Here is a 24,313-nt window from a genome sequence, read left to right as displayed (position 1 = left end):
TCCGGTGGACAGGAGACGGGGAATTAACTTCCTACGACGGCTGTTAGCTCCGCATTCGGCACCGAAAAGCAAGTAGGCAGCTAGAGCAGCGAGAAGATTGCTCCAACCAGTGCGAGTAAAACCACTCGTGAAAGCTAATAAAAAAAAGTAAACTCACAGCTAGATTTCTGTCTATGCCGAGGAGTTCAGGAGTCTGTTGACAGGCTTTAAGCAAATGTGGATTTATCCCAAATGGGGGTGGACTAACCACAGAATCCAGGGTGTTTCAACCCCTGGAGATGTCAAAGCCTTCACTAACTTTTTTAGTGGACGGACTAAATATCCCAACTTTAAGAAAAAACGTATGGGGTGGTAGTGCTGAATTTACGAAGTCGGCATTTAAGTGGAAAGATGGTCAAGTCTATTTAGCGATCGGGCTCTGAACCGTTACCTATTAGATGGAGTAGACAACTACCGCAAGACTGTGTGCCAACAACAATAACAGTGAAACTTGACCCCAGTAGTAGATGGTCTATATCTTTGAGAGTCAATGATACCAGAGATTTAAAACTTAAGCCAGTCCAGAAACAAATAGGTATTGACGCGCGGAATTACCAGTTTAGTTACTACCAGTAATGGAGAAAAAATTGCTAACCCAAAGAATATAAACAAATTACACAAAAAGCTGAGATTAACTCAAAAGTCTCTATCGAGAAAAACCAAGGGATCTAATAACTATCAAAAGGCTAGGCTAAAGGTAGCTAGGACACACGCCAAGATTAAAGATTCAAGATTTGACTATACTCACAAACTGACAACCCAACTAATTAGAGAAAACCAAACGATAGTAGTTGAGGATTTGGCAGTTAAGAACATGGTCAAAAAGCGGTGCGACCCCGCGACGACGCCAGCTCGCTTGCGGAACGCGCACCAAGAGACCACAAATTAGCAAGAGCTATATCAGATGCCAACTGGGGAGAATTACTTAGACAATTAGAATACAAAGCAGAATGGTATGGACGGGAATTAATCAAGATTGATAGATATTTTCCTAGTGCCTCTTTCAGAGGAGCTTTCCTATCGGAATGCTTCGCAAACGCTAACAAAACGTTGTTCTAATTGTGGTTATGTAGTGGAAAAATTACCTCTAAATATTAGAGAGTGGGATTGTCCTGAATGTGGTAGTCACCATGACCGGGACATCAATGCAAGTATAAATATTTTGCGGATGGGAACCCGCGTCGGCGTTAGCTTTAGCTCCTCCGGAGGAGGCTAGACGCAAGGGAACGCCCACCAAGAAGGCTGCGGGAGGAGCAGTGTCAGTCTGTGGAGCGCGCTTTTAGACCCGAGGAGAGTAAATCACCGTTTGCGGAGCATTCCGTAGGAAAGGCGGGTGCATTGAAACAGAAAGTCTCTAACAGTGATGCTAGGGAATCCCCTGCTGTCACGCAAGTGCAGCGTCGGGAGGATGTCAATCAGAGAACTATAAATTTCTGCTAAAGAACCATATTCATTCAACAACTTAACTGCTGTCTTTTTCCCAATACCCCTAACACCAGAAATATTATCAGAAGCATCTCCACAAAGAGCTTTATAATCAACAACTTGATTCGGTAAAATACCCAATTTTTCCTTAACTTCTTCAGGACCAAACTCTTTAGGAGTGCTACCTTTACCTGCTGCTAAATGTAAAACACTAATACCTTTTTCCACATCTATTAATTGAAATAAATCTTGGTCGCCCGAAAGAATTTTGACCCGAAAACCAGCAGCACTAGCTTTTTGCGCTAAAGCTCCTAATACATCATCCGCTTCATAACCAGCAACAGTAATTATAGATATATTAAAAGCTTTAAGAATGTCCTTCAAATTTCCCACATCAACAATTAAATCGTCAGGTGCTTCTTGTCTATTTGCTTTATAGTTTTTGTCAGCTTCATGGCGAAATGTAGGTTGTCCTAAATCAAAAGCGATCGCTAAATATTCTGGCTTTTGAGTCTCCATAACTTCTAACAAAGACTTCAGAAAACCAAAACAAACACTGGTGGGGATGCCCGTAGAAGTTTTTAAGCCTCCACTACGACTTTTGCCAAAAGCATAGTAGGAACGAAAGGCAAGGGAATGGCCATCAACGAGGACAGCAGTAGGAGGGTTAGCAGACATTTGATATTGATATTTTGAGATGTTGGTTTATTTTAGCGAGTAGGTAGTGGCGTGGCACACCTAAAATGATGGGTAGGGGCGGGTTCCGCGTTAAGTTAATGGTTTTACCCACAACGGGCGTGAACCCGCCCCCCGCACCGATAATCTAGTAGGAATGAATATTGGGGTCTGTTAATTTTCGTAAAAGCAAATTTATAACGTTATAGTTTTTTTCCCAGATAATTGATATTGATTTTTGAATTGAGATTTTGAGTGTAATTAGAGAAAATCTTCCGAGACTTACTTTTCCATCTCAGGGAAGTAGAGAGAAATCTGTAAGGTTATAGTTTTTCCCCAGATAATTGATATTGATTTTTGAATTGAGATTTTGAGTGTAAGTAGAAGAAATCTTCTCAGACTTACTTTTCCATCTCAGGGAAGTAGAGAGAAATCTGTAAGGTTATAGTTTTTTCCCAGATAATTGATATTGATTTTTGAATTGAGATTTTGAGTGTAAGTAGAAGAAATCTTCCGAGACTTACTTTTCCATCTCAGGGAAGTAGAGAGAAATCTGTAAGGTTATAGTTTTTCCCCAGATAATTGATATTGATTTTTGAATTGAGATTTTGAGTGTAAGTAGAAGAAATCTTCTCAGACTTACTTTTCCATCTCAGGGAAGTAGAGAGAAATCTGTAAGGTTATAGTTTTTTTCCCAGATAATTGATATTGATTTTTGAATTGAGATTTTGAGTGTAAGTAGAAGAAATCTTCCGAGACTTACTTTTCCATCTCAGGGAAGTAGAGAGAAATCTATAACGTTATAGTTTTTTTCCCAGATAATTGATATTGATTTTTGAATTGAGATTTTGAGTGTAAGTAGAAGAAATCTTCCGAGACTTACTTTTCCATCTCAGGGAAGTAGAGAGAAATCTATAACGTTATAGTTTTTTTCCCAGATAATTGATATTGATTTTTGAATTGAGATTTTGAGTGTAAGTAGAAGAAATCTTCCGAGACTTATCTTTCCATCTTCGGGAAGTAGACGCAAATTTATAACGTTATAGTTTTTTTCCCAGATAATTGATATTGATTTTTGAATTGAGATTTTGAGTGTAATTAGAGAAAATCTTCTCAGACTTACTTTTCCATCTCAGGGAAGTAGAGGTGAATTTATAACGTTATAGTTTTTTTCCCAGATAATTGATATTGATTTTTGAATTGAGATTTTGAGTGTAATTAGAGAAAATCTTCTCAGACTTACTTTTCCATCTCAGGGAAGTAGACGCAAATTTATAACGTTATAGTTTTTTTCCCAGATAATTGATATTGATTTTTGAATTGAGATTTTGAGTGTAAGTAGAAGAAATCTTCTCAGACTTACTTTTCCATCTCAGGGAAGTAGAGGCAAATCTATAACGTTATAGTTTTGTTCCCAGATATTGATATTGATTTTTGAATTGAGATTTTGAGTGTAATTAGAGAAAATCTTCTCAGACTTACTTTTCCATCTCAGGGAAGTAGAGAAAAATCTGTAACGTTACAGTTTTTTTCCCAGATATTGATATTGATTTTTGAATTGAGATTTTGAGTGTAATTAGAGAAAATCTTCTCAGACTTACTTTTCCATCTCAGGGAAGTAGAGAGAAATCTATAACGTTACAGTTTTTTTCCCAGATATTGATATTGATTTTTGAATTGAGATTTTGAGTGTTAAGTAGAGAAAATCTTCTCAGATTTACTTTTCCATCTTCGGGAAGTAGAGGCAAATCTATAACGTTATAGTTTTTTCCCAGATAATTGATATTGATTTTTGAATTGAGATTTTGAGTGCAATTAGAGAAAATCTTCTCAGATTTACTTTTCCATCTTCGGGAAGTAGAGGCAAATCTATAACGTTATAGTTTTTCCCAGATAATTGATATTGATTTTTGAATTGAGATTTTGAGTGTAATTAGAGAAAATCTTCTCAGACTTACTTTTCCATCTCAGGGAAGTAGAGAAAAATCTGTAACGTTATAGTTTTGTTCCCAGATATTGATATTGATTTTTGAATTGAGATTTTGAGTGCAATTAGAGAAAATCTTCTCAGATTTACTTTTCCATCTTCAGGAAGTAGAGGTGAATCTATAACGTTATAGTTTTTTTCCCAGATATTGATTTTTGAATTGAGATTTTGAGTGTAATTAGAGAAAATCTTCTCAGACTTACTTTTCCATCTCAGGGAAGTAGAGGCAAATTTGTAACGTTATAGTTTTTTTCCCAGATATTGATTTTTGAATTGAGATTTTGAGTGTAATTAGAGAAAATCTTCTCAGACTTACTTTTCCATCTCAGGGAAGTAGAGGCAAATCTGTAACGTTATAGTTTTGTTCCCAGATATTGATATTGATTTTTGAATTGAGATTTTGAGTGTAAGTAGAGAAAATCTTTCAAAGACTTACTTTTCCATCTTAGGGAAGTAGAGGCAAATCTGTAACGTTATAGTTTTTTGTCAGATAAAGATTTGAATTTGGCAATGGAGATTTTTACTCTCAGTAGTCTAGGTAGGGGGAAGAAATATTTTTAGAATTACCTTTATATCTGAGAAAAACAGAGGCAAATATCTAGCGCTACAGTTTTTTGAGGCTGTAAACTCACAAGAGTGATATGGCATTTTTCTTACTTTGAGGTCAAAATGGAACTAACTATCTGTTGGTTTTGTTTTATATATCAAATATTGAGTTGCTTAGGACATAGAGTAATGATGAATCAAAGAGGAAATATTTTTCCCACTCTTCTAGCCCACCTTCTCCCTGCCATATAATACCAACCTAAAAAATAAGACTTTCGATATAGCAGAAGGAAGAAGAAAGAAGGAAGAAGGAAAAATCTTACGTTGCCTGAATTTTAAGCTCTCGATCTTTCCTAAGCTTTCCTTCCACTGCTATAACGTCAAACCACTAAATTCCTAACTGCCCTAATTACTGAATTATTTTTCTAATGTGGATGAGATAAATCAATACTATAAAATTCTAGAACTTGAACCTGGTGCTTCTCTAGATCAAGTGAAACAAGCTTACCGAGATTTAGCCTTTGTATGGCATCCAGACCGCTTTGCCCAAAATACTCGTCTCCAAGCAAAAGCTCAAATTCGTCTCAAAGAGATTAATGAAGCTTACCGAAAATTACGGTATTTTTTGAATGATTCTCAACCACAAACTGTTCCGAAACGAAAAACTCCCACTCAAACACAACAATCATCACCTCGTCGTCCACCCTCTCCTCAGCCTACCCCTTCTCCTCAAAGGCCAGAAAATTCTAACGCTAATAATCATTTTCAACAGTTCTCTGTTCACACTCATCAAACACATTCAACAACTTCTGGCATTCCTTGGGGTAGTTTAATTGCTACTTTCCTGTTTTATGCTTTGACTGCCTGGGTATTAGTTATTTCCAAAGCTCCTGTCTGGAGTTGGGCCGTAGTTGAGGGTGTGGCATGGATGGGAATGACTGTTTTGGCAATTGAAGGAACCGGTTCTCAAAAATGTTGGGCGATCGCCTTATTAGGTGCTGGAGGGGGAGCAGGTTGGATAGCTGGAAATTCTGTGGGAGGTATAATCACTGCTTTAGCATGGGCGATAGTTGGATGTAGTTTAGGGTTAATTGCTGGCACTGAACCCCAGGCCAGAACAGTTGCTGCTGTGGTAACTATTGATGGAGTAATTGCTTTGGGGGGATTTTTGGCTGGTAATGGGGCTGAAAATGTTTTATTGGTGATTGTTGGTTCTATTATTTGGTCTGCTGCTGGATTTATTTTTGGGACAATAGTGGATGCTGTGATTGGTTTGAAGAATGGTACTGGTGTTGGTAGTATGCTTGGGTTTATTTTGGGAGCTTGGGTTGGAGCTTGGTCTGCTGCTTGGAATTCTGCTCGGTCTAAAAATGTGGCGATCGCTTTGGCTAGTGCTGGCCCTAATATTATTGTTGGGTTATGGGTAGCTATTGGTATTGTGGCAGGAGTGGTTTCTCAAATGGTTGCGGGAGAAAAATTAATAGAGTTGTTTAATGGATTTTCTACTTTTTTGATTTTAGCTATTATTTCTGGATTAGGTTTAGGTTTTGGGTGGTGGCTTTCCACAAGTATAGTTTGATTTATGACTTCTTCAGTTTTGCTCTTTCCCTTCTACTTTCAGGTGATGTTATACAAAATTGATAAATGTTTGTGGCTTTGTTGCATGAAAGTGCTGCCACACTTGCTCCGCATATGTACTTCATAATGCGCGGAAACTGCTGTAACTATTGGACAATAGATCAATAGAACATCAATGTTTGAGGTGAAAAAGGCTGAAACTTTTACCTGTAAAACCTTTGAGGCTTAATCAGCACAGCAATAACTATTGGACAATAGATGAATAGAATATCAATAATCGCGAAACAGAGCGTACGCTTTCTCAGCAGAGCAATAACTATTGGACAATAGATGAATAGAATATCAATAATCGCTAAACAGAGCGATATAGCTGTGGAATGGATGTTAAGAACGCTACTTTGTGGCTTACCTTCTTTCAAAGTAGAAACTCGTTTGTTATACCACTGATTCAGGCTTTTCACCTTGCATCCATCAATAATCAAGCTAGTACCAACGTTAGAAACGCAACTTAACCAATTATTAATACCAGGGTCGATTCCCAAAACATTTTTAGGATTTAATTCATGTTGAGGTGCAACCTCTTTGTTGTAGACAAACTCAACATAGAAACATTGATTACGTGGTAGTATCCGCAATTCTTTGAGAACTACAAACTGTAGATTAGATGGCATTGGTATTAAAAAGCTGTCTAATTTAAACCATCGTTTTATGGTTGTTCCCAGAGGAATTCTGATTTGATTCCCAACAAGGTCCCGTTGATTTTTGGTAAGAATTTTCTACGGAATGCTCCGCAAACAGAATTGCTGAAGTCTGAATTATGAATTAATAGATTTAATACCATTTTTGATGTTGTAAATTATCTTTTTGTCTTGGTGCGCGTTCCGCAAGGGAGCTGGTGTCGTCTTGGGGTCGCACCGCTTCGTCAAATAGACTTTATATCCCACATTCCGCACTTCAATTTGTAACATAAAAATTAGTATAAAATCCGTAGTTTGCTTAGATATTTATACTATATAAATTATCTTCATTTACCTCGATCGGGAGTCAAATTCTCAGTTAAATATTCAGCAAACCCTACTTACTGAATCCTTGACTACTATTGACCACTATAATTTTCTTCTTATTTCTTACTTTTGATTTCTGACTTTTGACTTATGTTTTTATGCTACATTTTGTGGTGCGAAATGCGGGTTATATGAAAGTATGCGCGATGGTGCTTATTATTCGTAACTCTTTTTTCATGCATGGTATTACTTTTTAATAATGAGCTGCTCTCTCATCCTAAAAACTACCTATTTCTATGATTTTTTCTGCCTTCTTCCTTCTTCCTTCTTCCTTCTTCCTTCTTCCTTCTTCCTTCTTCCTTCTTCCTTCTTCCTTCTTCCTTACCTTTAAATGCTTGGAAATTTTGATAATTGATTAGTTTTTAATAAATTTTCAAACTTGGATGTGGGTAATGGAGCACTGAATAAATAGCCTTGAATTTCGTCACAGTCATATTTACGAAGAAAGTCTAATTCGGATTGAGTTTCTACTCCTTCGGCAACTACTTTTAAGTTTAAATTATGAGCCATTTGAATAATGGCAATTGTAATTGCTTCTGTCTTACTATCTTCAGTAATATTACGAATAAAACAGCGGTCTATTTTAATTACATCAAATGGAAATTCTCTGAGATAACTTAAGGATGAATACCCTGTACCAAAATCATCCATTGATATATTAATCCCAAAGGTTTGCCATGCTTCCATAATTTGAGTTGCAGCTTTTTCATTTTGCATGACTAAACTTTCTGTTATTTCTAATTCTAAGTAGTTAGGCTTTAAACCAGTTTCTTGAATAATTTTAATAATTCTTTCTTGAATATTTCTTTGTGTAAATTGGCATCTTGATAAATTAACTGCTATTTCTAAAAGCCCAAAACCTACTTCTTGCCAGATTCTTGTTTGATTACAAGCAGTACGCAAAACCCATTCTCCTATAGGGATAATTAAACCTGTTTCTTCTGCTAAAGGAATAAATTCTGCTGGTGATACTAAACCTCTTTTTGGGTGACACCAACGTACTAAAGCTTCTGCTCCAGTAATTTTACCAGTCTTAATATTAACTTTTGGTTGATAATAAACTTGAAATTCTGAGCGTTTTAAAGCATTATGCAAGTCAGTTTCTAAACCTAGTTGTTCTAAAGAAATAAAAGCTGTTTCTGATTGATGAAATTGATAATTATTACCTCCTTTTTGTTGAGCATGATACATTGCTGCATTGGCATTTTTTAGTAGTTCATTTGCTTCTACATCATCTAATGGATAAAAGGTAATGCCTATACTAGCAGTGATATAAATTTCATAACCTTCTAAAAAAATTGGTTGAGAAATTGTATCTAATATAGATTGAGCTATATCTGCCACTTCTTGCTTTTTTTCTACTGGTTTGAGAATTATCCCAAATTCAGCAGCTTCTAAATGAGCTAACATATCTATTGAATCAATAGATTTATTTAGTTTTTTTGCCACAGTACAAAGTACCAATTCTCCATTTTTACCCCCCAAGGTTATTTTAATTCTATTAATTCTATCTAGGCTAATATAAAGGATAGGTATTATTGGAAAAGATATATCGTTTTGAGATTTATTTAGATGACATAATTTTTCTAAACTACTCTGATTTTGATAGGAGATAGTTTCATTAAGTCGAGCTGTAAATAAAGAACGATTTGGTAATTGAGTTATGGGGTCGTACTGGTGTCTTTGGAGAGCTATTTCGATAGTTAAATATAAGTTTCTTTCTTCAAATGGTTTAACAATATAACCAAAAGGATTTGTTGCTTTTACTCTCTGCAATGTTTTGTCATCGGTGTAAGCTGTTAAGAAGATTATTGGTATTTGGGAGGTTAAATGAATTTGTTCTGCTGCTGTTATCCCATCCATTTTTCCTTGTAACATTACATCCATTAATATTAAATTAGGTTGTTTTTCTACTGCTATTAAAATTGCTTCTTCTGCGGAAGAGACAATATCCATAACCGTATAACCCATCACTCTCAGACTATCTGCTAAATCTTCAGCAATGATACTTTCGTCTTCGACAATTAGAATTTTTGATTTTGACATTTTTACTCCTCTATAATGGGTGCATCTCAATTTTGAATAAAGCAAAAAATTTACCGCTTTTAGGCAACAGCTCATCTGGCAATAGGCAACAGCTCATCTGGCAATAGGCAATATAATATATAGGAAAAAAGTATTTTTGCACATAAGAGATGCGCCCTTTATAATTTACTTGAATTCAAGCTAGAAAAAGTTATTTGAAAAACTGTTCCTACTTCATTAACTAGCTCAATATTTCCCTTAAGTTGTCTTACTAATGAACAGACTAAACGTAGACCTAAAGAACCAGAGTTTTGATAGTCTAAATCTTGAGGAAAACTAATTCCATTATCAGCTACTTTGAGAATAAATTGGTTTTGGTCGCCCTCGTCATAATCAAATTCTATGAAAATTTCTCCTGGAAATTCTTCTGGAAAAGCATACTTGAGAGAATTAGAAACCAATTCATTAACAATCAGACCACAGGGAATTACTGTATCAATATTTAAGCAAATAGGAATTACGTTTATATTTAATTTTACACCTCTTGCTTTAACTGCATAAGCTTGGAATAAGTGAACAGCTAGACTGGAAATATATTCAGTAAAATTAACTTTAGACAAGTCTTTTGATTGATATAAATGTTCATGGACAAGAGCCATGGATCTAACTCGGTTTTGGCTCTCTTTTAACATTTCTAAAATTATTTCATCTTTAATATATCTTGATTGTAGTCTTAATAAACTAGAAATTACTTGCAGATTGTTTTTGACTCGATGATGAATTTCTTTTAGTAAAACCTCTTTTTCTGCTAAAGATTCTTTGATTTGTTCTTCATCACGTTTTCTCTCAGTAATATCACGAATTACTACTTGAAATACTATATTTTTAGTTGATTTTTTGCTTGATTTTTTTTGAGGATATTCACTTGTTTTCATCGCAGTTAATAAAACTTCTGTGGGAAATTCTGATTTATCTGCTCTTTGATTTATCCACTCGAAACAATTATTACCTTTGACAATTGCTTGAACCATATATCTTTTGATTAACTGAGCAGATTTTTTGCCATTGTGCTGAGATTCAGGATAAAAATCTGCTAAGTTATGACTGTAAAACTCTTCTTTATTATTTAAACCAAACATTTTTAAAGTTGCAAGATTACAATCAATAATTCCATTTTTATCTAGGAGAATAACAGCATCACTTGTTGCTTCATAAAGGCTACGAAATTTTTTTTCAGATTCCTGAAGTGAAGCAATTAATTTACTTTTCATCGCCTCTGCTTGTTTACGAGCAGTAATATCTATTCCAACCGAAACTAATGCTTTTCCTTGAGCATATTTCTGAACTACAACCAAATAATTTTTAACACTACCATTAAGTGTTGTTTCAACTTCCTGAGATATTTGTTGTGCCGAACTAGAGAAAAAGTCACTAATAAAATCAACGAAGCACAAACTACTGCCTAGAAAACCTATTTCTTGACCAATAAATGTTTCTGGAGGTAAATTAAAACTGGCTGCTAATTGCCTATTTACTCCTATATATATTAACTCCGAACTAATCCAAGAAACGAACCAAGGCACAGCATCTAAAACTGCTTGTAGTTGGTCTTTAGCTCTTTGTAAAGCTTCTTCTGATTTTTTGCGTTGAGTGATATCAGTAGCAGTACCTATAGCACCTTGAAAATTTCCAAATTTATCTCGTAAAGCGATGGCATTAAAGTTAAGATTTACAGGTATTCCATCTTGGCGTTTATGTATAGTTTCCCATTGATAACTGGAGGAATTATCTTGAGTAAATATCGGTATTTGCGTAATATTTTTTATATTTGTTGCCGTATATTTTTCTACTTCTTCTCGAGCTATAAAATCTGTTAGATAACAACCAATAATTTCTGTTGTTTCATAGCCATAAATGCGTTTAGCTGCTTGATTAACAAAAGTAAAACGTCCTTCAGTATCTAGTGACCAAATTAAATCTTGAGAAGTTTCTACTAGATGCCTATATTTTTTCTCACTTTCTGCTAAAGCTATTTCTACCCGTTTTCTTTCTAGAGCATTAATAAACATTTCTCCCATAATTCTGAGCAGAGCAATAATATCTTCTGACCAATTTTTTTCCTCTTTAACTGAATCGAATCCTAAAAATCCAATAAAAATACCACGATATGCCATTGGTACAACAACCAAAGATTTTATACATTGCAGACGCAACAATCTTTTACTTATCGACTTTTCTTTTGGTAGTTTAGTTGTACTTGGAATATAAATTGTTTCTAGGTTTTTTATTTGCTCATTCCACTCTTCTAATGCTGTAATTGGTATTTGTTTTCTTTGCTCAATTTGTGGTGTAATTCCACTGGCACACCACTCATAATCATTGTTGATGTAACTACAAGTTTCATCCAGTAAAAATATATAGCTACGATCTACACCACTAAAAGTTCCTATCCATTCCAAAGCTACTTGAATTCCACTATCTATCTCGTCTGGGGCTAAATTAATAAAGTGAGTTGACAAAGTAGTAATTAATTCTTCAAAATTTAGCCTATATAATAATTCTTCTCTGGCTTGCTTATGTTTAATAATCTCATCTATAAGTAGTTCATTTGATTCTCTTAAGGCAGATATTTTTTCCTCAAATTTTTCTTCTAGTCTTAGTTGATATTCAGGGTCTTCTAGTTGAGTATTTTTACTGACATTAACATTGATATTAACTCCTATTAATCCTACTGTTTCACCACTTTCAGATATTTGGGGAATTACTCTAGTTTCATATTCTATATCTTCCGCTTCCCCAAACCATTTAACTTCATTACCTGTCAGTGCCAAGTGAGTTTTATCTAATACTTCTTGATGGTTTTTGTATAACTCAAAAATTGATTTACCAATTAAATATTCTGATTTAATTGCTTTTTCTCCTTCGACAAAAGTAAATATACCTTTGCTATCTACTTCCCAAATAATTAAAGATGCTTGATTAGTGAGTATTCGTAAACGTACTTCACTTTTTTGGAGAGCATTCTTAGTCAATTGATGTTCTGCTTTCTCTTTTTTTAACTCTTCTGTCAACTGAGCGACACTTTGCTGTAAATTTTGAACAACACTATACATCATTGACATTAATTTTAGGGAACAATAGTAATAGTATAACTAGCATAACCATAAAGAGGTTAAGCTATAAAGAAGCTTGATTTTAAGTTTTTTTGAATAATTAACTATATATCCTATTGGGATATATTAAGGTAAGCATTTCCTGCAGAATGCTGCGCAAACAGCTATTACCAGTCAGCACTTCTGAAGGAATGCACTCCCATTCAGCAATTAGCAATGAATAATTACTTCTAAGGTTTGGCAAGGGGACTCATGGCAATAACTTTTTATTCAAACTCAATTTCAAAGGTTGCTTTTGCCTTCCCAAAAATGGCGTTGCTGATAGCTAAATGCTTACATATTAACTTTATAACACATACTTTTTAGCTCTTCAATAGTTAAGCTATAACCTAGTCTGTGGCATCTAGAAATATTAAAATATTTGCCAAAGTAGAACAATTATCTAAAATCTAGTCAAAATAGGCGATGAAACTACCTGAGTCAAGTAGATTAAAATTTACCGATAATTTAAACATCTGTCGCATTTTAAACGGAATGTGGCAGGTATCAGGTATTCACGGACATATAGACCCCAAAACTGCTATCCAAAGTATGTTTGACTACATGGATGCAGGTTTCACTACTTGGGATTTAGCAGACCATTATAGCCCAGCAGAGGACTTTATTAGAGAATTTAGAATTGATAAATTGATATAATTTAAAATTTAGAATTGATAAATTGATAAATTTAATAATAAGGATTTGAAAATATGTCTGATTCATTTACTTCAGAAATTAGCACTCGCATTTGTTCTCACATGAATGAAGACCATGCAGATGCTGTACTTCTTTATGCTCAAAAATTTGGCAGTTATTCTAATTCTACAGCAGCAAAAATGCTTTCTATTGATGCTCAAGGTATGAATTTAACTGCTGAAGTTAGTGGGGAAAGTTTACCTATAAGAATTGAGTTTGACCATACTTTAAAGGATGCTGAAGATGCTCACCATACTCTTATTGATATGCTCAAATTAGCTCGTACTCAAAAATGAAATATGAGCAATTTTACGAAGGTTAAAATAAACAATCAAAAGTGAGATGCTTTTTGCGGAAAAGTTTAACAAATTGGGATTTTAGGTGATTGTTGAAGTAAATTTGTATAGTTACTCTTCTGCTCAGAATAGTTTGATGGGAGAGTAACTCACTCTTAGTTTAGCTACATCGCCCTTGAGTCTCACGCCATATTTGAAAAATTGGCGTGAGATGAATCGGCGGCAAATTGAATAGGTTCGATGCCCATTCAATTTTCCAACATCCCAGCACAAGCTTTCGCCCTAGTAGAAAAACTTGTATGATAATATTCCAATAACCCCAGAAATTTTCCACCATGCGGACTGCCTACCAATATAAATTAAGACCCAACAAAGAACAAATAGCCACCATAGAAATGTGGTTGGAATTGTTGCGTCGGCAGTACAACTATAGGTTAGGCGAGCGGTTCTCATGGTGGTCAGAAAACCGTTGTCCAGTTAATGCCTGTCCCTTAGTGATGCCAATTCCTCAACTAAGAGATCGTCCAAATTATTACTCTCAAAAACGAGATTTGGTCAATACCAAAGACAAATTTCCTGAGTACAAGCTAATTCATTCTCAGGTGTTACAGGATTGCATAAAACGAGTAAAACTTGCCTTTGATAGATGGTGGAAAGCAGATAAAAATGGATATAAATTAGGAAAACCAAGATTTAAAGGAAGAGGACGTTATCGTAGTTTTACTTATCCTCAAATAAAACTAAATTGCATAGAAGGAAATCAAATTAATTTACCCAAAATAGGCAAGGTAAAGTTAATTAAACATCGGCCTTTACCTGATAGTTTTCAAATTAAAACAGTAACAATTAGTCGTAAAGCAGATGGTTATTATGTAACTTTATCCCTAGAAGACAAATCAGTACCAGCTTTAACAACTGAAGTTGAACCTACATTAAAAAATACTCTGGGAATTGATATGGGGCTGAAAGAATTCTTAGTAACAAGTGAAGGAGAATCTGTCCCTATACCTCAATACTATCGAAAATCTCAACAGCGATTAAAGACTCTACAGAAACGTTTATCTCGAAAGAAAAAAGGAAGTAAAAGGAGGCTCAAGGCTGTTAAAGCTGTAGCGAAACAACATAAAAAGGTTGCCGATAAACGCAAAGATTTTCATTTCAAAACAGCCAATGAATTATTATCAAAAGCAGAAGTTATCGCCCATGTAGACGCGGAGCGGCGTGCCGGAGGCAAACTTAAACATAAAAGGACTAGCAAAGACTCATTTGAGTAAATCAATTAACGATGCTGGATGGGGAAATTTCCTATCTATTTTGACTGTCAAAGCTGGAAATGCTGGACAGAAAACCATAGGAGTTAACCCCAAAAATACTAGCCAAGATTGCTCAAACTGTGGTGAAAAAGTCGATAAAGAATTAAACATACGAACTCATTCTTGTCCGCATTGCGGTGTTGTCATAGACCGCGACTTAAATGCGGCGATAAATATAAAAAATAGGGCGGTAGGGCATTCCGTCCTTAAAGCTCGTGGAGTCCGACGGGGTACCGGGACTGGGAAACGAGAAGCCCACGCCATACCTTAAGGTTGGCGTGGGAGTATGTCACTTCCTGTTTGTTTGTCTAGAGCCATCGCTCCATATCTAGAGAAGGGAAAGTAGGTTGCTTTGAGTTGAGTCTTTCTAGACTTTCGAGATTCTACTATTGCGTGATAGAAAAATAGTGATGAATAAATTTTTGATTTTGAATTAATTAATTATTTCCTGTTTATTTGTCTATCTCCCCACTCCCCCACTCCCCACTCCCCCACTCCCCTACTCCCCTACTCCCCTACTCCCCTACTCCCCACACTCCTAATTCAAAATCGACCCCCCATCATCTTCTGATACCGCCATTCCAACTCCCTCCTCAACAGAGGCCAACTATTCAAACTTTCATCCTTCTCCATCACGCGAAAAGCAGCACCCCGCGCCAACTCCAAAACCTCCTGGTCCTCAACCAAACTGGCCAAAGCAAAATCCGGCAACCCAGACTGCTTCGTTCCCAAAACCTGACCAGGACCCCGCAAACGCATATCCATCTCCGCAATAAAAAATCCATCCTGAGATTGCTCCAAAACTTTCAAACGTTCCACAGCATCTGTCGAACCCGCACCCCTCATCAACAAACAATAAGACTTATGGACACCACGTCCCACTCGCCCCCGCAACTGATGTAACTGAGACAAACCAAACCTTTCTGCATTTTCAATCAACATTACTGTGGCATTCGGTACATCAACCCCCACTTCCACCACAGTTGTAGATACTAAAATCTGAGTTTTATTATCCCGAAATGTACTAATTGCTTCGTCTTTTTCTAAACTTGTCATTCTGCCATGAAGTAAACCTATTTGAAATTCTGGGAAAACTTTTTCTGCTAACTTTTGATGTTCTTCAACTGCGGATTTTACATCCAATTTTTCTGACTCTTCAACTAAGGGTAAAACTATATAAACTTGTCTACCTTGAACTATTTCTCGGCGGATTAAATCGTAAGCTTTTTTACGTTGCCTTCCAGTCAAAGTAGTTGTTTGAATTGGTTGTCTTCCTGGTGGTAATTCATCTATTTGACTAACATCTAAATCTCCATGTAATGTCAGAGCTAAAGTTCTAGGAATGGGAGTAGCTGTCATTGCCAAAAAGTGGGGAGATTCACCTTTTTGTTGTAATTTTGCTCTTTGTTGAACGCCAAATCTATGTTGTTCATCTATTACTACTAAACCTAATTTGTGAAAATTTACTGCTTCTTGAATTAGGGCATGAGTACCGACTAATACAGGTAATTCTCCGGTCTCAAGTTGAGAGTGAATTTCTCGGCGTTTTGCTACTTTTGTCGAACCAGTTAATAGTTCAACTGGTAAATGTAAGAGATTAAACCAAGCAACTAATTTTTTATAATGTTGTTCTGCTAATACTTCTGTTGGTGCCATTAAAGCTGCTTGATAACCTGCTTGAATTGCTGCTAACATCGCCACAACTGCTACTACTGTTTTTCCTGCTCCTACATCTCCTTGTACTAATCTTTTCATTGATTCAGGTTTTTGTAGGTCATTAAGTATTTCATTAACTACCCTTTTTTGAGCATTAGTTAACGCAAATGGCAGGAGTTTATAGAATTGCTCAATTAATTTTCCTGCAGTTGGTAAAGCTATTCCTGTTTCTACTTTTTTTTGCAGTTGCCGACGTTTTAATAATCCTAATTGTAGGTAGAAAAATTCATCAAAAACTAAGCGACGACGAGCTGCTGCTAAACAATCTCTATCTATAGGAAAGTGAATATTTTTAATAGCATTTTTAAATCTATTAATTGATATTGATTTAGTAATCCTTCAGGCAATGTATCTGACAATTGTTCTGCTGTTGGTAAAACCGTAAATATTGCTCGTCTAACAACATCTGCACCTACTCCATCTGTTAAGGGATAAACTGGTACTAAACGACCAACTTTCATGGATTCAATTTGACCGCCTTCACTATCAAGAACTTCTATTTCTGGGTTATCTAAATTTTTCCCATATTTATTTTCTTTAACCAAACCTGAAACAGCTACTGTTGCACCGACTGGATAGATTTTTTTCTGCTGCATTTGCCAACCTTTATTACTAAATCTAGGTCCGGCAAAAAAGCGACTTATTTTGATTTGACCTGTAGCATCTGTGAGAGTAAGTTCGAGAATAGTTAATTTCTTATTTTTAGGGCTAGAAAAACAATTAAATCGTTTAACTTTGCCAATTATTGTGACAGTTTCTCCAGGTTCCAAGTCACGAATATTTACTTGACGAGCATAATCTATGTGGTCTCTTGGATAATAATAAAGTAGTTCTCGTACTGTATATAATCCTAATGTCGCTAGGCGATCGCTGTTTCTTTTGCTAATATCTTTGACTTCTGTTAATGGTTGTTCTACATCAAGTTTATCGCTATATTTTTGGGGAGTAACAGAACTCTGTTTTAGTCTTTCTTGAGTTTTTTCTTCTGGTGTAAATCTCTCTTTTTTTATTGTTTCTTCCGGCTTTACTCCTTCAGATATATACTGCATTTTTTCTAAAAATATTTAGTTGTTTCTAGTAATTCTTGCCGCTCTTCTCTGGTCATTTCTGGATAGCTGACAAATTTATTAGATATATCCTGAAATTGATTTTGATAACCTTGTAATATTATTGGTGCTTTGCTCAAACTGATACTTAAAAAGTCATTAAATATATATTGTTTTCCCTGGATATTTTGAAATCCATATTGTACTTCTACTGACAAGGCTTTTTGTAGTCTTTCCCAGTCTATTTTTTCTTTTTCGTTATTCATGGCAGATTATTTCTGTAATATTTTATTAGTCGCTCATTTATAGAAAGTCATACTTCAATAAATATCAGCATTCAGTTTTTTGACTTCTTTTATTTTGCTTTCTTTGAGGAAACCCATTTATCTATATAATTAATAAATTCATTAAATATATATTGTTTTCCTGGATATTTTGAAATCCATATTGTACTTCTACTGACAAGGCTTTTTGTAGTCTTTCCCAGTCTATTTTTTCTTTTTCGTTATTCATGGCAGATTATTTCTGTAATATTTTATTAGTCGCTCATTTATAGAAAGTCATACTTCAATAAATATCAGCATTCAGTTTTTTGACTTCTTTTATTTTGCTTTCTTTGAGGAAACCCATTTATCTATATAATTAATAAATTCATTAAATATATATTGTTTTCCCTGGATATTTTGAAATCTATATTGTACTTCTACTGACAAAGCTTTTTGTAGTCTTCCCCAGTCTATCTTTTCTTTTTCGTTATTCATGGCAGATTATTTATATAATAATATTTTTTAGTCGCTCATTTAGAGAAAGCATAGTTAAATAAATATCAGCATTCAGTTTTTTGACTTCTTTTATTTTGCTTCCTTTGAGGAAACCCATTTATATATTTAATTAATAAATTCATTAAATAGATAAATTGTTTTCCTGGATATTTTGAAAACCGTATTCTACTTCTACTGACAAAGTTTTTTGTAGTCTTTCCCAGTCTACTTTTTCTTTTTCGTTATTCATAGCATATTATTTTATGTAATATTTTCTTAGTCGCTCATTGGATATTTTGAAAACCGTATTCTACTTCTACTGACAAAGTTTTTTGTAGTCTTTCCCAGTCTACTTTTTCTTTTTCGTTATTCATAGCATATTATTTTATGTAATATTTTCTTAGTCGCTCATTTAGAGAAAGTCATACTTCAATAAATATCAGCATTCAGTTTTTTGACTTCTTTTATTTTGCTTTCTTTGAGGAAACCAATTTATCTATATAATTAATAAATTCATTAAATATATATTGTTTTCCCTGGATATTTTGAAATCTATATTGTACTTCTACTGACAAAGCTTTTTGTAGTCTTTCCCAGTCTATCTTTTCTTTTTCGTTATTCATGGCAGATTATTTATATAATAATATTTTTTAGTCGCTCATTTAGAGAAATTCACACTTCAATAAATATCAGCATTCAGTTTTTTGACTTCTTTTATTTTGCTTTCTTTGAGGAAACCAATTTATCTATATAATTAATAAATTCATTAAATATATATTGTTTTCCCTGGATATTTTGAAAACCGTATTCTACTTCTACTGACAAAGTTTTTTGTAGTCTTTCCCAGTCTACTTTTTCTTTTTCGTTATTCATAGCATCTGATTTTATGTAATATTTTCTTAGTCGCTCATTGGATATTTTGAAAACCGTATTCTACTTCTACTGACAAAGTTTTTTGTAGTCTTTCCTAGTCTACTTTTTCTTTTTCGTTATTCATGGCAGATTATTTCTGTAATATTTTATTAGTCGCTCATTTAGAGAAATTCACACTTCAATAAATATCAGCATTCAGTTTTTTGACTTCTTTTATTTTGCTTTCTTTGAGGAAACCCATTTATTTATATAATTAATAAATTCATTAAATATATATTGTTTTCCCTGGATATTTTGAAATCTATATTGTACTTCTACTGACAAAGCTTTTTGTAGTCTTTCCCAGTCTATCTTTTCTTTTTCGTTATTCATAGCATCTGATTTTATGTGATATTTTCTTAGTCGCTCATTTAGAGAAATTCACACTTCAATAAATATCAGCATTCAGTTTTTGGCGTTGCATATTTGTGGGATTAATTGTAGCCTTGGATAAAAAATAAGTATGAAGTATTAAAGATGAGATTTACCTGTTCCAAAAGATTCATCCCTTGATTCAGCAACGCCCAGTTTTTTTTATTTCTTTTATTTTGCTTTCTTTGAGGAAACCAATTTATCTATATAATTAATAAATTCATTAAATATATATTGTTTTCCCTGGATATTTTGAAATCCATATTGTACTTATACTGACAAAGCTTTTTGTAGTCTTTCCCAGTCTATCTTTTCTTTTTCGTTATTCATAGGATATTATTTTATGTAATATTTTCTTAGTCGCTCATTTATAGAAATTCACACTTCAATCAATATCAGCATTAAATTTTTTGACTTCTTTTATTTTACTTTCTTTGAGGAAACCCATTGATCTATCTAATTAATATATAGAATAATCTTTTAATTAGAGTTGACTGTAGATCGAGATAGACAAGTTAATAAATTTTATAATTCTGTACTATCTCACATAAAATTGGTATAACGCTCAATATCTAATCACCTAACACCTAATTCTGTGTCAACTCACATAAAATTAGTATTATCTAAGGAATTAATGAAGAAGTAAGAAAAATTCAGGAAAAAACTCCTTTTAGGTATGATTTTCCAATTACCTTTTTGTAGAATTAATCCATGATAATTAGTATTACTTCTGTCCTCAAATTACTTTAGTGTGAAAATTTTTAGCCTATATAATCTTAATGTATAGTAGAAATTAGTTATCTAGGTGATTAGTTATCTAGGAAAGAAAAATATTGCATTGTCTGAGTTTGAAGCTTTTTATAGCACTACGTCTTTTAGTTAGGACAATAAATTTAGGTTGTAAGGGAACAGGGAACAGGGGAATATCCTAACCTATCTGCGTAGCACTATATATATATGTCAAATACAGTAATAGCGACTGCTATATTTACCACAAATTTTATCGAATAACTAAGATTTAAAGCTTAATTCAATCAAGGAGAAAAAAGAAAAAAAATTCTTTATAGAACTCCATTTCGCTGAAGCGACCAAAAAACTTTCGTCCTTCTACTCCTCTTTACTTCTTTTTTCTTCCCTCCTGACTCCTGACTCCTGACTCCTGACTCCTAAGTAATAAGGTTTAAAGCTTAATTCAATCAAGGAAAAAAAAATTCTTTATAGAACTCCGTTCCACTGAAGCGGCCAAAAAACCTTAGTCCTTCTACTCCTCTTTACTTCTTTTTTCTTCCCTCCTGACTCCTGACTCCTGACTCCTGACTCCTAAGTAATAAGGTTTAAAACTTAATTCAATCAAGGAAAAAAAATTCTTTATAGAACTCCGTTCCACTGAAGCGACCAAAAAACCTTCGTCCTTCTACTCCTCTTTACTTCTTCTTTCTTCCCTCCCGACTCCTGACTCCTGACTCCTAATTCAGCAATTAACAATTAATAATTAATAATTAATAATTACCTCTTCTTAAAACGGATAGGATTGACTAAAAGGATTTTTTTTTGATTCTCTTGGTCGATTGGATATGGCGAGGAAACCCATCCATCCCTCGACCGCTTTATCCCCTTAAAAGGGTCAGCTTCAAGGCGTAAATTGTTGAATGAATAATTATTAACTATCAACTCTTAATTATTAATTATTCATTATTCATTATTCATTATTCTTCATACCAACTAGAACGCCATGCTGACTCTGCTTCTATTACAGCTCGTTCGCGTTGCTTTTTACGATATTCTCGTTGCAGTTGATTAAGTCTTCCTAAAAGGTTACGAATTTTATTACGCCAGGCACTAACATTAATATCAGTAAATTCTATTTCAGATAACCTGAGATTTACTGCAATAACTTTAGTAACTCTAGGTTTTTTTTCCTCTTCTGGATCTTCTGCTTCAATTAATAAATTTAATAAATTAGGTTTTCCACCCAAAGGAGTATCGCCTGATTCCATTTTTGTCGCAGCTTCTAAAACTTTTTTCGGTATTTTATTTGGTAGTATTTCTGCATTTTGAAGGATGGAGTTTGCCCGGTCGGAAACTTTTTTGAGGATTTCAGGTATTTGCTTTTCTATATTCTCTTGCCAAGATATTAATATCTCTAAATTCTCTAATTTATCAATAATATTTTCTGGGGAATTTTCTATTTCTTCTCTTTCAATTTTATTCAGACTTTCTTCTATCCTATCTACCAGTTTTTTCTCCTCATTATCAGATGTTTTAGTTGAAAATAATACAGCAGAATCAAATTCTATATTTGTCTTTTCGTCTTTTAGTAGAGATGTTACTTCTTGCTCCTCCCCATCTCCTTCATTCAAAAGACTCATAATTAATTCTGGTGCTGAAGTCTCATCTGAATTTTCCTGTTCTTCTGGAATTTGTTCTAATAATTCTTCTAATTCTCTAACTGGTAATTTTGCTATATCTCGCAACTCAGACTGCATTTTTTGTCGCTGAGAAAACGATAAATTAAGAAAAGCTTCTGGATATCCCTGAGTACATATATGATAACTAGCAAAAATTAATTGTTGACCTATCCCTTCACCTAATACTTTGAAATAACCTTCATAAGTACCATAAAATTCCTTGGCAATTTCAGCGATCGCTACTTCTATTTCTTTCAATTTTTCCTCTACTTGTCTTGCTGCTCCCACCATAGTAAATTATTTTCTATCTATCCACAATTAAAAATTAAAAATAAACAGATTATCTCTGCTACTTTTAATTTTTAATTCTGATTATCTTTTCCCTTATAGGTTTAATACCCCACCGTCTACACGGTGTTTAGAATTTGTTCGGGTTTGAGTCCCCATCAACTTTTTTCTTTTTCCTTCTTCCTTCTTCTTTCTTACTTCTTCCTTCTTCAAGATTTATCAATTATTCCTTTGCCATTTGTGCTGCTACTTCTTCAGCAAAATTCTCCTCTTTTTTCTCAATTCCCTCTCCCAAAACAAATCGTGTAAAACGACGTACTTGTACTTTTTCACCTAACTGAGCGCTAGTTTCTTTAACCAACTCTGCCACTGTGATATTTTGGTCTTTAATATAAGGTTGATCCATTAACGATAATTCTTTAACTCGCTTTTCTATTCTTCCCTGAACTATCCTTTCCCTTATATTTTCCGGCTTATTACTAAGGTCTTCTCTACCCATTTCTATAGATTTTTCACTCTCCACAAATTCCCTAGGAATATCATCAACTGAAATATATTCTACCTGTGGACAAGCTGCTATTTGCATAGCAATATTTTTCACTAACTCTTTGAATGCCTCATTCCGGGCAACAAAATCTGTCTGACAATTTACTTCTACTAAAACGCCAATTCTGCTACCTGTATGAATATAACTTTCAACCAGTCCTTCTGCTGCTACTTTACCCTCAAGTTTTCCTGCCGAAGCAATACCTTTTTGTCTTAGCCATTCTGTAGCCTTAGTAATATCACCATTATTTTGCTCGAGAGCTTTTTTGCAGTCCATCATGCCTGCGCCTGTTGCTTTACGCAATTCTTGAACTAACTTTGCAGATATTTCCGGCATATTTTTTATTCTCCAATTTAACTTTACAAAAAAAACGTGCAGTTGAAAGCCAAGTGGCTTTAGCTCTTGGATCAAAACAAGTTGTGGGAATTTATTCCCAAGTATCCCAAAAATGTGGGATAATACTAATAGATGTAAGTAGGAACAAGGTTTGTCCCATAGACTCTTTGCTAGTAGGGGTGAAACTCCTGTCGGGAAGAAACTAGTAGCATAGTTCTACCAAGACGCTTGGCACAGACAAGCAGGCAGCAAGGATAGGGATTTATAGCTCACTCATAAGTGTAAAACCACTCTGAAAGTCAGACAAAAGTAAGGGCGATGTATGCGACATTCGGAGTCAGCACACTTTGGGTCTGTAGGTGGTATATGAGCTACCACCACTGGAAAAAATTTAATCAAGTCCAGTGACAGCTAGTAGCTTTTCAGAATCGTGTTTTTAAACCGATTCGGATGGAACTGCTTAGAATCACCCGTACTTTAGTCGGGTGAGAAGTCAATACAACTTTATTATTTAGGAATTAATCCTACTTTAGCTTCTTAATTTAAGATAAGCTTTTTAGAAAAAATTTACCGCAAAATTCAGATATAAAGCCTCTCCATTCATGGAGAAAGAAGAGAAAAAAAAATTTAACCAATCCTTTTAATTATAAGAAGAGGTAATTCTAAATTCTTAATTATTGAACCTGTATTTTACCCCTAAAAACCGCTCAACTAAACTTATCATTAAAATTTAATTTCTTTTTGTTTTCAAAGAAATATTGGCGATAATAATAATTAGCTAAATTGAACAGATTTTTTGACAAAAAAGCCTTTTGGTCAATTTCTAACCACAAATTATGTGATTTGGTAATAACATGACGTTCAACTAGCTTCATATCTTAATTGTAACTGATAACGACTCAATGGATAGACTTACTCATTTTAGTTTGATAGCTATAGTTATGAGTAAGTTTGATGAACTTTAGATAAGTTTTTCCCTTCTGTATTTACCGCCACCTCATACTACTCAACAATATTACTAGAATTCTAAGCATTTCCTGCGGAATGCTGCGCAAACAGATATCAGCAGTCAGCTAGCCTCCTCCGGAGGAACTACGCTCTTCAGCAATTAGTAATGAATAATTACTTCTA

The 24,313-nt window shown here is 34.3% G+C and carries 17 protein-coding genes and 3 pseudogenes; 8 read left to right on the top strand and 12 right to left on the bottom strand.

The features are described 5' to 3' along the window. Positions 1 to 465: 465 nt before the first annotated feature. From SAGCYANO_RS49955 to SAGCYANO_RS49945, 3 genes are all read left to right on the top strand, one after another. Complete coding sequence (locus SAGCYANO_RS49955) at positions 466 to 615, top strand: hypothetical protein (RefSeq protein ID WP_375339870.1); 150 nt, start codon at positions 466 to 468, stop codon at positions 613 to 615. Further along, entirely contained in the window at positions 578 to 928 is a 351-nt protein-coding gene (locus SAGCYANO_RS49950; RefSeq protein WP_375339869.1) for an RNA-guided endonuclease InsQ/TnpB family protein, read from the top strand. The genes SAGCYANO_RS49955 and SAGCYANO_RS49950 overlap by 38 nt, the downstream gene beginning before the upstream one ends. A 105-nt stretch (positions 929 to 1,033) precedes the next feature. Beyond that, positions 1,034 to 1,255 (top strand): zinc ribbon domain-containing protein, encoded by a 222-nt coding sequence (locus SAGCYANO_RS49945; protein WP_202219050.1) that lies wholly within the window; start codon positions 1,034 to 1,036, stop codon positions 1,253 to 1,255. 191 nt (positions 1,256 to 1,446) lie between these two features. On the opposite strand, the pseudogene SAGCYANO_RS04925 reads toward SAGCYANO_RS49945, so the two are convergent. Next, positions 1,447 to 2,142: pseudogene (locus SAGCYANO_RS04925) on the bottom strand (5'-3' exonuclease H3TH domain-containing protein); the annotation flags it as partial. Positions 2,143 to 5,102: 2,960 nt separating this feature from the next. Between SAGCYANO_RS04925 and SAGCYANO_RS04920 the strand changes: the two are divergent. After that, positions 5,103 to 6,251 carry a J domain-containing protein gene (locus tag SAGCYANO_RS04920; RefSeq protein WP_202219049.1) on the top strand — a complete coding sequence of 383 codons (1,149 nt, stop codon included), beginning with the start codon at positions 5,103 to 5,105 and terminating at the stop codon, positions 6,249 to 6,251. A gap of 202 nt (positions 6,252 to 6,453) precedes the next feature. Here the strand turns inward: SAGCYANO_RS04920 and SAGCYANO_RS04915 are convergent, their stop codons facing one another. The 3 genes from SAGCYANO_RS04915 to SAGCYANO_RS04900 all read right to left on the bottom strand — a co-directional run bounded on the left by SAGCYANO_RS04915 (position 6,454) and on the right by SAGCYANO_RS04900 (position 12,455). After that, positions 6,454 to 6,921, bottom strand: coding sequence for a transposase (locus tag SAGCYANO_RS04915; RefSeq protein ID WP_202219048.1), 468 nt, complete (start codon positions 6,919 to 6,921; stop codon positions 6,454 to 6,456). 720 nt (positions 6,922 to 7,641) lie between these two features. Beyond that, entirely contained in the window at positions 7,642 to 9,360 is a 1,719-nt protein-coding gene (locus SAGCYANO_RS04905) for a bifunctional diguanylate cyclase/phosphodiesterase (RefSeq protein ID WP_202219046.1), read from the bottom strand. Positions 9,361 to 9,518: 158 nt separating this feature from the next. Then, entirely contained in the window at positions 9,519 to 12,455 is a 2,937-nt protein-coding gene (locus SAGCYANO_RS04900) for a PAS domain S-box protein (RefSeq protein WP_237395809.1), read from the bottom strand. A 462-nt stretch (positions 12,456 to 12,917) separates the two neighbouring features. Between SAGCYANO_RS04900 and SAGCYANO_RS04895 the strand changes: the two are divergent. The 4 genes and pseudogenes from SAGCYANO_RS04895 to SAGCYANO_RS49940 form a co-directional block, all read left to right on the top strand. Beyond that, positions 12,918 to 13,130, top strand: a pseudogene (locus SAGCYANO_RS04895) (aldo/keto reductase); the annotation flags it as partial. Between the two features lie 71 nt (positions 13,131 to 13,201). After that, positions 13,202 to 13,483, top strand: coding sequence for a DUF2470 domain-containing protein (locus SAGCYANO_RS04890; RefSeq protein WP_202219045.1), 282 nt, complete (start codon positions 13,202 to 13,204; stop codon positions 13,481 to 13,483). Between the two features lie 335 nt (positions 13,484 to 13,818). Then, a complete protein-coding gene (locus SAGCYANO_RS04885; protein ID WP_375339868.1) occupies positions 13,819 to 14,757 on the top strand; it encodes an RNA-guided endonuclease InsQ/TnpB family protein in 939 nt (312 codons plus the stop codon). Further along, on the top strand, positions 14,750 to 15,067 hold the full coding sequence (locus SAGCYANO_RS49940; protein ID WP_375339867.1) for an RNA-guided endonuclease InsQ/TnpB family protein: 318 nt from the start codon (positions 14,750 to 14,752) through the stop codon (positions 15,065 to 15,067). The genes SAGCYANO_RS04885 and SAGCYANO_RS49940 overlap by 8 nt, the downstream gene beginning before the upstream one ends. 272 nt (positions 15,068 to 15,339) lie before the next feature. On the opposite strand, the pseudogene recG reads toward SAGCYANO_RS49940, so the two are convergent. The 8 genes and pseudogenes from recG to SAGCYANO_RS04845 form a co-directional block, all read right to left on the bottom strand. Beyond that, positions 15,340 to 17,824 (bottom strand): annotated as a pseudogene (recG, locus tag SAGCYANO_RS04880) (ATP-dependent DNA helicase RecG). A 336-nt stretch (positions 17,825 to 18,160) separates the two neighbouring features. Continuing rightward, positions 18,161 to 18,319: a hypothetical protein gene (locus tag SAGCYANO_RS04875; protein WP_202219044.1), complete on the bottom strand. Its 159-nt coding sequence runs from the start codon at positions 18,317 to 18,319 to the stop codon at positions 18,161 to 18,163. A 464-nt stretch (positions 18,320 to 18,783) separates the two neighbouring features. Beyond that, the gene (locus SAGCYANO_RS04870) at positions 18,784 to 18,942 is read right to left on the bottom strand and encodes a hypothetical protein (RefSeq protein ID WP_202219043.1); all 159 of its coding nucleotides are present in this window, start codon (positions 18,940 to 18,942) and stop codon (positions 18,784 to 18,786) included. Positions 18,943 to 19,033: 91 nt separating this feature from the next. After that, positions 19,034 to 19,192: a hypothetical protein gene (locus tag SAGCYANO_RS04865; RefSeq protein WP_202219042.1), complete on the bottom strand. Its 159-nt coding sequence runs from the start codon at positions 19,190 to 19,192 to the stop codon at positions 19,034 to 19,036. Positions 19,193 to 19,405: 213 nt separating this feature from the next. Then, positions 19,406 to 19,564 (bottom strand): hypothetical protein, encoded by a 159-nt coding sequence (locus SAGCYANO_RS04860; RefSeq protein WP_202219041.1) that lies wholly within the window; start codon positions 19,562 to 19,564, stop codon positions 19,406 to 19,408. A 1,745-nt stretch (positions 19,565 to 21,309) separates the two neighbouring features. Then, a complete protein-coding gene (locus tag SAGCYANO_RS04855; protein WP_202219040.1) occupies positions 21,310 to 22,302 on the bottom strand; it encodes a hypothetical protein in 993 nt (330 codons plus the stop codon). Between the two features lie 220 nt (positions 22,303 to 22,522). Then, positions 22,523 to 23,182, bottom strand: coding sequence for a translation elongation factor Ts (gene tsf / locus SAGCYANO_RS04850; RefSeq protein WP_202219039.1), 660 nt, complete (start codon positions 23,180 to 23,182; stop codon positions 22,523 to 22,525). A 707-nt stretch (positions 23,183 to 23,889) separates the two neighbouring features. Further along, positions 23,890 to 24,057 carry a hypothetical protein gene (locus tag SAGCYANO_RS04845; RefSeq protein WP_202219038.1) on the bottom strand — a complete coding sequence of 56 codons (168 nt, stop codon included), beginning with the start codon at positions 24,055 to 24,057 and terminating at the stop codon, positions 23,890 to 23,892. Positions 24,058 to 24,313: the final 256 nt, after the last annotated feature.

Origin of the sequence: Okeania sp. KiyG1, assembly GCF_014132355.1 — a bacterium.
Classification (GTDB): Bacteria; Cyanobacteriota; Cyanobacteriia; order Cyanobacteriales; family Microcoleaceae; genus Okeania.
Note: the sequence above shows the minus strand (reverse complement) of the source record. Positions and strands in the feature narration are given on the sequence as shown.